The organism is Streptomyces sp. NPDC017943 (assembly GCF_044328425.1).
Classification (GTDB): domain Bacteria; phylum Actinomycetota; class Actinomycetes; order Streptomycetales; family Streptomycetaceae; genus Streptomyces; species Streptomyces djakartensis_A.
Map to the genome: position 1 here is coordinate 1 of NZ_JBIRHH010000035.1, position 9,925 is coordinate 9,925.

At 63.9% G+C, this 9,925-nt stretch carries 4 protein-coding genes and 3 pseudogenes; 5 read left to right on the forward strand and 2 right to left on the reverse strand.

Annotated elements, in window-relative coordinates:
* A pseudogene (locus ACH4C6_RS35175) lies at positions 1–83 on the forward strand (IS5/IS1182 family transposase); the annotation flags it as partial.
* 1,449 nt (positions 84–1,532) lie between these two features.
* Here the strand turns inward: ACH4C6_RS35175 and ACH4C6_RS35180 are convergent.
* Positions 1,533–2,164 (reverse strand): annotated as a pseudogene (locus tag ACH4C6_RS35180) (transposase family protein); the annotation flags it as partial.
* A gap of 264 nt (positions 2,165–2,428) precedes the next feature.
* On the opposite strand from ACH4C6_RS35180, the gene ACH4C6_RS35185 reads away from it, so the two are divergent.
* Positions 2,429–4,414 carry an amino acid transporter gene (locus tag ACH4C6_RS35185; protein ID WP_398112695.1) on the forward strand — a complete coding sequence of 662 codons (1,986 nt, stop codon included), beginning with the start codon at positions 2,429–2,431 and terminating at the stop codon, positions 4,412–4,414.
* Between the two features lie 294 nt (positions 4,415–4,708).
* On the opposite strand, the pseudogene ACH4C6_RS35190 reads toward ACH4C6_RS35185, so the two are convergent.
* Positions 4,709–5,746, reverse strand: a pseudogene (locus tag ACH4C6_RS35190) (transposase).
* Positions 5,747–6,633: 887 nt separating this feature from the next.
* Between ACH4C6_RS35190 and ACH4C6_RS35195 the strand changes: the two are divergent.
* Genes ACH4C6_RS35195 through ACH4C6_RS35205 form a run of 3 tightly spaced genes read left to right on the forward strand, consistent with a single transcriptional unit; the run spans position 6,634 to position 9,658 of the window.
* The gene (locus ACH4C6_RS35195) at positions 6,634–7,746 is read left to right on the forward strand and encodes a bifunctional DNA primase/polymerase (protein WP_366900551.1); all 1,113 of its coding nucleotides are present in this window, start codon (positions 6,634–6,636) and stop codon (positions 7,744–7,746) included.
* Positions 7,743–9,260 carry a phage/plasmid primase, P4 family gene (locus ACH4C6_RS35200; RefSeq protein WP_366900552.1) on the forward strand — a complete coding sequence of 506 codons (1,518 nt, stop codon included), beginning with the start codon at positions 7,743–7,745 and terminating at the stop codon, positions 9,258–9,260. Before ACH4C6_RS35195 ends, ACH4C6_RS35200 begins: the two co-directional genes overlap by 4 nt.
* The gene (locus tag ACH4C6_RS35205; protein ID WP_398112696.1) at positions 9,257–9,658 is read left to right on the forward strand and encodes a DUF6009 family protein; all 402 of its coding nucleotides are present in this window, start codon (positions 9,257–9,259) and stop codon (positions 9,656–9,658) included. Before ACH4C6_RS35200 ends, ACH4C6_RS35205 begins: the two co-directional genes overlap by 4 nt.
* Positions 9,659–9,925: the final 267 nt, after the last annotated feature.

A 9,925-nucleotide genomic window follows, 5' to 3' on the forward strand; every position in this document is an offset into this window, starting at 1 on the left:
GTCGGGCCAGATGCTCCACCCGGCGCATCGGAACCGTCGTCCAAGCCATCCACACACTCATGACCTGCACGTATTCAGGATGAAAGAGGTTCAGTAACCCGACTGCACACAAAAGGCGAGCCCGTCATCTTACCGTGCGGCGATGCCACACACGGCGTCCTAGACGGGTGGCTGCTGCGAGATGACCACAAATGCGGGGCGGAAACCAAGCGACGGCATACCGGCAGGGCGCAGGCGAGATCGAGGGTCAGACGGGTTCGTCTCGGCTGTTCTGAGCAGAAGCCAATCGACTGGCCGTCCAGGTCTTTCACTCTTGTACGGTCTACTTATTGACGAGACATGCCCCTCAAACACATTATTCACCATAAGTTTGATGTCAGTGTCAATGGTTTCTGCCCGCACCTGAGCTTCGCGAAAGGCGTGCTTGCCGGTCTCGGTGGACTGCTTCTCCATTGGCCGGTTCAGTAAGGCGCGATACCGAAGAAGCAAACGGGACTGTCGATCGAGCAGCGCTCGCTAGCGATGAAGCTCCAGGCTGCTGTCTTTCGGCATGTTGATTTGGAGCTCCGAACTGTTGGGCAGCACGGCGTTCTGCGGTAGCGGCACGGCCATCCGCCGCGTCTCGCTCCACTTGCATCCTGAGTGCTTTCCGCTTTACATCCAGGTTTTCCAGTAGGTACTGCTGCCTCTGATGCAGACGCCTTACGTTCTCAAGTACTCTGTCGGATTCGTGCGCAGCGGGGATGAAATTCTCAGGGGGCTGCAGTGCACCACCCAACCTTGTGCGAAAGATAACCGGAATGCACGAAGCTGTAACATCACTGATTACCTCTAGCTCATGCTCGTCACGTTGGGCTATTTCCTCACGCGTCCCGCGTGCCGCCCTTCGGAATGCCGGGTCATCTTGACAATTTTTAGTATATTGTGCCCATTCTGCCCTTATTTTCCGTGTGTCCTGTACGGCAGCATGGGAGTTATCCATTGCCCGTAACCGCGCGTATGTTTCTTGCGCCGGTTCCTGGGGCCGCCAATTGGCAGGAGGTTGGTTCTCGTCACTTGCAGGCATGGCGTCCCTTGCGGTTGATGTTCTCAACGGGAGCGGTGCAGGCTCACAGAGGGTGTTCCCTCCCGCACGTTACAGCAACACTGCATTTTCAGGGCGGGCCGCCGTAAAATGCAGTCATGAAAATTCCCAATGAATACTCCCGCTCGACGGCGAAGCCGAAGCAGGTTTTGATCCCGAGGCCGACATGGGCTTCTTGGGAGTCGGGCGCGTTGGTAACGCCCAGAATCGGGTCGCCAAACTAGCTGAAACTGGGGTGCTGAGGCACTTGTGGGCTGCCGAAAGACGGCCGTCAGGTGAGGGCCAGAACAAGCAGAGTCGATGGCTCACGACCGCGCCGAGGTCACCCTGACCGCCGACCTGGACGGCGTCCGTGTAGCCGACGCGTTACATCAGGTCCTAGCCCAGTGCCGCATCAAGCAACGTTCGCCCTGCCTGTACGGTCAGGGCATGGATGCCAGCGGCCAGCCAACTCTTCGACGTCGGGGAAGTGCTGGAAGCAGACGGCGATGCCTTCGTTGCGGGCGGCCGTGACATCGTGCATACGCCCAGGTCGCAGAGCATCGGCCCCATAACGTGCGGCCACGCCGGTCGGCGATGACGGTGGCCTTCATCGTGTTCTGCTTCTTCTTGCCCGAGACGAACGCACGGCGTCCGCCGCGGCCGGCCGGTGGCCGGCGAACCTGGATCCCGGTGGCGTCCAGCCGCTTCGGCCTGGGCATAGCTAAAGACATCCGCAAGCGTTCGAAGCCGTAGGCCGGGACGGTCGGGAACCGCGCACCCCCGCTCCGCCAGGAGCGTGCGCACCTCTCCGATCGCCCGGGTAACGGTGGACCGGTCGACGCCGAACAGCAGCCCCAGCACCGAGTGCGGCAGGTCGTGCCGCAGATGAATCAGCGTGACCACCAGCCGATCAACGAACACCAGCTGATGACGGGCGCCGGCACCTTCGGCCCGCCTCCTGGCTCCACCTCGTGCAGCATGGCGACGCCCCTCGGCGCTGGCCTGCCACGACGCAGCCACCTCCCTTGCCAGGCATGCGAGGTGACGCCGAGAGACCCCCGTGAGCAGCCGATGTGCCAGCACCGTTCGATTGACCATGGTCGCCACGGATCATGTCATCGGCCAGGCACGATGCCTTGCCCGCTATCACGCACCAACTCGTTAGAACACTGGCTGGAGCAACCGGTCCTCCTGAAACCGATTCGGACCGGTACCGCGTATGGAAATCGTTAAGGATGCAGTTCCCGATGCTCTGATCATGAACTCTCGCGCACGGCTCAGCGTCTCGAAAACGTAATCGATGATCGACGGCGATGCCCTGCCAAGTCGGTGGGCTCGCCGGTCAGGGCAAGGGCAGACAGCATGACGAAGAACAAAGAGCCAGCTCTTCCGCCAGAGGTTGTGAACACGCCTGCGCTGAGGCCACAGCCTGCCGGCAGGCTCGCTCGGTGGCTGCTTCAGCACCAGGTGCAGCCTGTGGGTCCCGCCTCAGAGGAAGGCCTCAGCGAACAGCACGCGTGGTGGAAGGTCATGTGTCTGACGGGGGTCGACTATTTCTCCAGTCTGGCGTACATCCCTGCGATAGCGGCCCTCGCCGCCGGTGCTGTCTCACCGCTGGCCACGCTGTTGATCGTCGCGCTGACCCTGCTGGGGATGCTGCCCATGTACAGGCGGGTCGCACACGAGAGCCCGCACGGGGCCGGCTCAGTGGCGATGCTGGAGGACGTACTGCCGTTCTGGCGGGGCAAGCTGTTCGTCCTGGTGCTGCTGGGATTCGTCGCCACCTCATGGATCATCACCATCACGCTGTCGGCTGCCGATGCCTCCGTGCACGTGGTGGAGAGCCCGCTGGTGCCTCACGCTCTGCACGGTGAGGAGGTGGCCATCACGATCCTCTTGCTCCTCATCCTGGGTGGAGTGTTTCTGCTTGGCTTCAGCGAGGCCGTCAAAGTGGCGATCCCCTTGGTGGCCATCTTCCTCACCCTCAACGCGATCGTCATCGCCGTCAGTTTGGCGGACGTGGCGGCCACGCCCGGCGTCTGGTCCGCTTGGACCGATAGCCTGGTGTCGGGCGGAGGCGGGTTCACAGGGCTAGTCGGACCGGCTCTGCTCGCATTCCCCTTGCTGGTCCTGGGGATGTCCGGCTTCGAGACCGGAGTGAGCATGATGCCCCTGGTTCACGCAGAGGGCCCTGATCGCGAGCACCGGCGCATGTCGCGTGTGGGCAACACGCGTAAGCTGCTGACCTGCGCCGCAATCATCATGAGCCTGTACCTGCTGGCTTCCAGCCTCGTGACTACCCTTCTGATACCAGCCGCGGAGTTCCAGCCCGGCGGCGAAGCAGACGGACGGGCTCTGGCCTGGCTGGCCCACAAGCATGTCGGCGAAGCCTTCGGCACAATCTACGACATCAGCACCATCTTGATCCTGTGGTTCGCCGGCGCATCTGCGATGGCAGGACTCGTCAATATCGTCCCACGCTACCTACCGGCCTACGGCATGGCGCCCGAATGGGGGCGAGCAGTTCGTCCGGTCGTCCTTGTCTACACCATTCTTTGCATGGCAATCACTGTCCTTTTCGACGCCAATGTCAACGCCCAGGCAGGCGCCTACGGCACGGGAATCCTCGCGATGATGGTCTCCGGTGCCTTCGCCGTCACGGTCTCAGCCCTGCGGCGCCAGCAGGCCGGGCGCGCCACCGGCTTCGCAGTACTCACTGCCGTACTGGTCTACGCCCTACTAAAAAATATCGTCGACAAGCCCGACGGCATCATCATCTCCGCCGTGTTCATCCTCGGCATCATTCTTATATCACTCATGTCTCGAGTCTCCCGGACCACCGAACTACGCGCCGACCGGATTGACTTCGACAGAACAGCACGACAGTTCATTGCAGACACACTGGCCCATGACCGCGCCATCAACATCATCGCCCATCGCCGCGCCACCGGAGGACGCGCCGAATATGACAGCAAGGAACGCGAACAGCGGGCCTCCAACCCTGTCCCCGTGCCAGCCGACGTTCTTTTCCTGGAGATCGACGTGATCGACCCTTCGAAGTTCAGCGACGTGCTAACCGTCCGGGGCGTAGAAGTCGCAGGCCACCGGATCCTTCGTGCCCAGGCGCCCGCCGCCCCGAACGCCATCGCAGCCATCCTCCTCTGCCTGCGCGACACGACAGACATCCGACCGCACTGCTACTTCGCTTGGGCCGAAGGCCGCCCCCTGAAACACATGATCCGCTATGTCCTCCTCGGACGCGGCGACACAGCCCCCGTCACCCGTGAAATTATCCGCAAGCACGAACCCGACCCGGAGCGGCGCCCCGGCATCCATGTCGCCGGCTGATCGCCACTCAAGGCCGGGGAGTAATTGCCCACTTAACACTGAGCCTTTTAAAGTGGCCATCGATCGGGTGACGGCCGTGTCCGCCAGCGTCGGCCTCTATGCAGCTCAGAGGCCAGTCACCCCAGACGGGTCCTTAACCCTCCGGGGTGGTCGCTGAAAAGGCTCAAATGATGCCGCCAACCGCCGGGCTCTGCTCATACGGCTAGTGCTGTGACCGGGAAGGTTTGCCGGGATGGCACGCCGACGGTGAGCGTCGTACAGCACGATTCGGCGAGCACCGAGAGAGGTTCCCAATCATGATGTCAAGCCGGGGCAGTGACGTCTCGTGACCGAGTCATGCCGCTGCGGCGGCAGGGGTTGAGGCGTGACGGCCTCGAAGGTCCGGTGGGCGCGTATTAGGGCCCAGAGCACGTTCAGGCGGCGTCTGACCAGCGCGAGAACGGCCTGCTTGGGGGACTTTCCCTCGACGCGTTTGCGCTGGTGGAAGGTCTTGGACTGGGGGCAGTGCACGACGGCGACCTGAGCAGAGACGTAGAACATCCGCAGGAGCCAGCGGCTGTAGCGTCTGGGTCTGCGCAGGTTGCCGCTGACCTGCCCGAGTCTCGGGGGACCGGGGCGAGTCCGGTAACGCCGGCGAGTCGGTCCGGGCTGCCGAAGGCGGTCATGTCTCCACCAGTCGCAGCGATGAACTCGGCGCCGAGCATGTCGCCGATGCCGGGCGTGCTGGTGATCACCTCTGCGTCGGGATGCTCGCGAAACCGGCCCTCGATAAGGACGTTGAGTTCGGAGATCTCCTCGTCGAGGGCCATCACCTCCCTGGCCAGGGTGTGGACCACCTTCGCGGCGGTCTTCTCCCCGGGGACGACGGTGAACTGGGCTTCGTCGGCGGTGATCGCGGCCTCGGCGGCGCTCTTTGCGACGTTCAGGGTGCGCACGCCGTGGTTCTTGAGCCAAATTGGTCGGCCGGGCCCGGCCAATTTGGCGCAGGGCGGCCAGGGGCTGGTATCCGGTCAGCAGGATGAGCGCGGTTTTGGAGGTGCCGTCTCCGCGGTAAGAGCCGGAGGCGTGATGAACGATCCGGCCGAGGATGTGGAAGAGCCGCTGTCCGTGGTTGACCAGCAGGGCGATCCACAGCGCGGCGCCGCGAGCGTTGAGGTCGACTCCCATGTGACGGGGTCGCAATCGGCCAGGTCCAGGACGTCACCGAGGAGTTTCAGCAGTTCGCCCTCACTGTTCGGCACCCGGCGCGAGCGCCTTCGCGCCGTCCCCGTCGATCGCGGTGCAGTGATGTTCGGCCTTGCCCGCGTCCGTGCCCGTCCACAGTTCGGGCACCGTCCTCTCCCTCGTCGTTCTGTTGTGCTGTCCCAGCAGACGTCCCCGCTGTCACGTCCATGCGAGCGATTCAGTTCGCGCATCGCAATCAGCAGTCGAGTCGTCGCGGGACGCCGGACGGCCAATCTCTCTGAGCCACGCATGCAACAAGACCATGACAGCCACACCCGGCATCCCTGGGTGCCCCTATCTTACGAATGTCCGCGATCAACCCACGTAGGAAGGTACGGAAGCACCGTGTAGGTATTACGCCTCCCGCGGTCCGTGCGAAGCCGTAGCCCCCTCCCCGCGCCGCAGCCGGGGCCTGTCGGCCAGCTTCTCCTCCCTCTCCTCTTCAGGGCTCCGAGAGCTCTGTGCAAGCCCGGGGCACGAGCCGGGGTGCCTCTCCAGTCCAGCGGCCTGGACAAGAACGCGTTCTGCTCGTGCCGGGTGTCCAGTCGGTTCGGTCGCTTGAGTCGCTGCGAGGAGCTGAAGCAGCGACTGACGGATCAGCGACCAAGCGGGGCTTCAGTCGCTACCAGGCCCGGGAATAAACCTGCAGGTCAGCGCGGTGTGGGGAGACTGTAGCGACTGAAGCGACTCTGGCTCGACATATATGGCCGCTATAGAGAGTGCGCGTGTGCGTGATATATCCCAGGCTTCAGTCGCTTCAGTCGCTGATGAACCTCGTAGGGGCCTTTTGACCTGGCCTTTTCGTTATCCGTGGAGCGCAGCGACCGAAGCGTCAGAGTCGCTGCGTCCCCCGCTCGGTCGCTGGTGGCAGGCCTCGAGGACGCTGTGCGGCGTCGGTGCGATCAGCTTTCTGCATGTGCTCCACGACGACATGGACCTGATTCGCTAGTCTGTGTCCGTCGTTGAGTCGCTTCGGTCGCTGATTGGGGGTACGAATGCCTGCTGAGCTGCGCTCTTCTGGCAGCGACTCACAGTCTCCTGCACGTGGAGTTCCAGTCGCTGCCCAGAGCCTCCTCGTCGCGCAGTGGTGCGCCCGCCGGGGCTGGCCGGTCCACCCTCTCGCGCCGGGACGCAAGTCCCCGGCAGGAAACTGCAGTAGCTGCCGTGAAGACGCTCACACCCCGAGCGACTGTCCGTGTTTGCGGGCGGGTCACTGGTGCCACAGCTTCTATGCAGCCACCCTCGACCAGCAGCGCATCAGACACTGGTGGGGCCATCATCCCGAATTCGGTATCGGAGTCTCCTGCGGCCCGGCCGGCCTCGTAGTCATCGACATTGACGCCCACTCCGCGGAGCCCCCCACTCGCGATCGCATCCTTCCGGGCATCCCCATCAGCGACCAGGTCGACCTCACGGGACTGGCCACTGGCTTCCATACCATCGCCGTCCTCGCCGCCCTGCGGGGACAGCCCAGTCCCGCCGACGACACCTCCACCATGCGTGTACGCACTCCCTCTGGAGGGCTGCATGTCTGGTACCTGGCCACGGGCAATCGCCGATGGCTCTCCTCCGTAGGCTCAACACCTGGGCGTGCCCTGGCCTGGCAGGTCGACGTTCGCGCACAGGGCAGCTATATCGTCGCCCCTGGAACCACCACTGATCACGGCACCTACACGCCGATCGGCGAAGCCCGAGAGCCCGCCGCGCTGCCGCTGTGGCTCGCCCAGGAACTCGACCGCACCGGACATCTGCCCGCACCCAGCATTCCTGCCCCCCGACTGGTCCCTCCGCGGGCCCAGCAGGCCGTTTTGGCCGCGGGTGGCGGCCGCCAAGAGGATGGGAACGCCCTTGCCAGGCTCCTTGCCCCGGTCGAGGCTTGCGGTCTGGTTGCCGAGGGTGCGGGGTTCTCCGACACGCTGAACCGCGCCGCCTACACCATCGGGGGACTCATCGCTGCCGGCCGCCTCTCCGAGGAGGCGGAACAGGCCCTCAAAGACACCGCTATCGCAGCCCGCCCGGGCCAGGAGCAGCGCATTCAGCAAATCATCCGCAGCGGCCTCGAAGCCGGAAAGCAACGGCCCCTCCACCCCAGCGGGAGGTGCCCGTGACGTCCCCCCGCAACGAGACCCTGTTCGACTTCGACCCTGAAGCCGTCGCCGCCCAGATCCGCAATCAGACAGCCGTTGTGCCGGTTCCGGCACAGACCGCCACGGAGCGACCGCTCGGCGAAGCGGTCGCCAACGGCTTGCTGCCAGACACCTTGACTGACCGCGGTAACGCCAAGCTCTTCGTCAAGTTGTACGCCTCGGACTACCGGCACGTCTCCAGGATCGGTTGGTTCCGCTGGGACACCACCCGGTGGCAGATGGACGAGGATGAGACAGTTCTGTGGGCTGCTGGCGACCTCGCGGAGAACATTGCCACTCACGATCCCCGCGGCCACTTCACCACTACGGCTCTGGCAAAACACCGCCGCAGGGCTCTATCGACATCTGGCATCAATGCCATGCTCGCCCAAGCCAAATCAGCGCCCGGTATGTCTCTTAACCCCGACCGCCTCGACGCCGACCCTTATGCTCTGTGCACCCCTACTGGAGTAGTAGACCTGCGTACCGGCTTGCTATCGGCCCCCGATCCGAGCAAGGACTTTCACTCCCGCTCCACCACGGTCGGTCCCCGGGCCATGCCCACGCCCCGCTGGCTGCGCTTCCTGATGGACACCTTCGGTGACGATGCCGAAGGCCAGGAGATGATCAACTACCTGCACCTGCTGCTCGGCTACTCCATCACTGGCGATGTCGGTGCCCAAATTCTCCCCTTCCTCTACGGTAAAGGGAAAAACGGCAAAAGCGTTCTGCTCGACGTCACCATGAAACTCCTCGGCGACTATGCCGACGCAGCCCCGCCGGGCTTCCTCATGGCCAAACCCTTCGAAGGTCACCCCACCGACCTTGCCGAACTGCACGGCCGCCGCATCTACGTGTGCTCCGAGATCAAGCCCGGGGACAAGTTCGACGAAGCCCGCGTCAAACTCCTCACCGGCGGAGACCGCATCAAAGCCCGTCGTATGCGCCAGGATCCCTTCAGCTTCGAACCCACCCACAAGCTTTGGCTGCTTGGCAACACCCGACCCGAAGTCGGCACAGGAGGCTTCGCTTTCTGGCGGCGCATGCGCCTGCTCCCCTTCGAGCGGATCGTTCCCGACGACCGCAAGATCGATAACCTGGCTGACATCCTCGTCACCGAAGAGGGCCCCGGCATCCTTCACTGGCTTATCGACGGCGCTCGCCGCTACCTCGCCGGCCACCGTGACCTCACCGGCCCCGAACGCGTACGCATCGCCACAAACGCCTACGCCGAGACCGAAGACCACACCGGCCGCTTCTACGACGAATGCTGCCGACTCGGACCTGACCTCCGTGCCGAGCAAACAGCGCTCTACGCCGCTTACAAAGCCTGGTGCAACAATGAAGGAGCACTGGTCATGTCCTCACGCGCGTTCGCCGCCCGGACACGGGAACTCGTCGGGCTGGCCTCGCCCAAGGAGATGATCCTGTCCAATCAGCGCAAGCACTACCCGGGCATCGGACTGCTCACCGACGACGAAAGGGGCAGCGGATGAGTTCCCTGATCAGCGCGGACGAGATCAGCCACGAAACCGAGATCGTATGGATGGAGGACGTCGGCCAGCTCGACTACGTCCGCCAGAGCCTAGACCGGCTCCCCACCCGCAAGGGCAAACCCGCCTACCATCGCGACGGTCGTATGGTCGGCTACGCCATCCTGGGTCCCAATGCCAAAGCCTCGCATGCTTCCGGCACCTTTCGACGTCGCGTGTTCTGGCTTCTGCCTCACGACCGCGACAATGACCCCGCCGGCCTCTACGCGAACAGCGCCCCTGCCGAAGCGGTCGACCCCCGCACCCTCGAGCCTCGTCTCAAGGGGTCCAAAACTGAACGCTCCGAGGGCGGCCCGCCCTCGCTCGCCATGCAGAAGCTCGGCATACGGTTGCCGCTTTAGGGTCTCGACCCTGCGCGTGCAGCGGTCATAGCAGATCGCAGTGCCGGCCGTACCATGAGGCGCAGCGATACTCCGATGCGGTCGGACCGTCTGCGGGGTCGGTGATGTCAGCCGGCCCCAGAAGGTCGTCGCCTCCTTCTGGACCGAGTGCCGCTTGCGCGTGCAGGGGAGGGCTAGGTCGTGTCTCTTTGATGGGTTGATCAGTTGATCGGATGTGCCTGTCCGATTGATGATCACCGATGCGATGTGGGACCGGATCGAGCCGCT

Excerpts from the sequence above, each read along its gene's own strand:
- ACH4C6_RS35185 (WP_398112695.1), top strand. The coding sequence starts at position 2,429 with ATGACGAAGAACAAAGAGCCAGCTCTTCCGCCAGAGGTTGTGAACACG.
- ACH4C6_RS35195 (WP_366900551.1), top strand. The coding sequence starts at position 6,634 with ATGCCTGCTGAGCTGCGCTCTTCTGGCAGCGACTCACAGTCTCCTGCA.
- ACH4C6_RS35205 (WP_398112696.1), top strand. The coding sequence starts at position 9,257 with ATGAGTTCCCTGATCAGCGCGGACGAGATCAGCCACGAAACCGAGATC.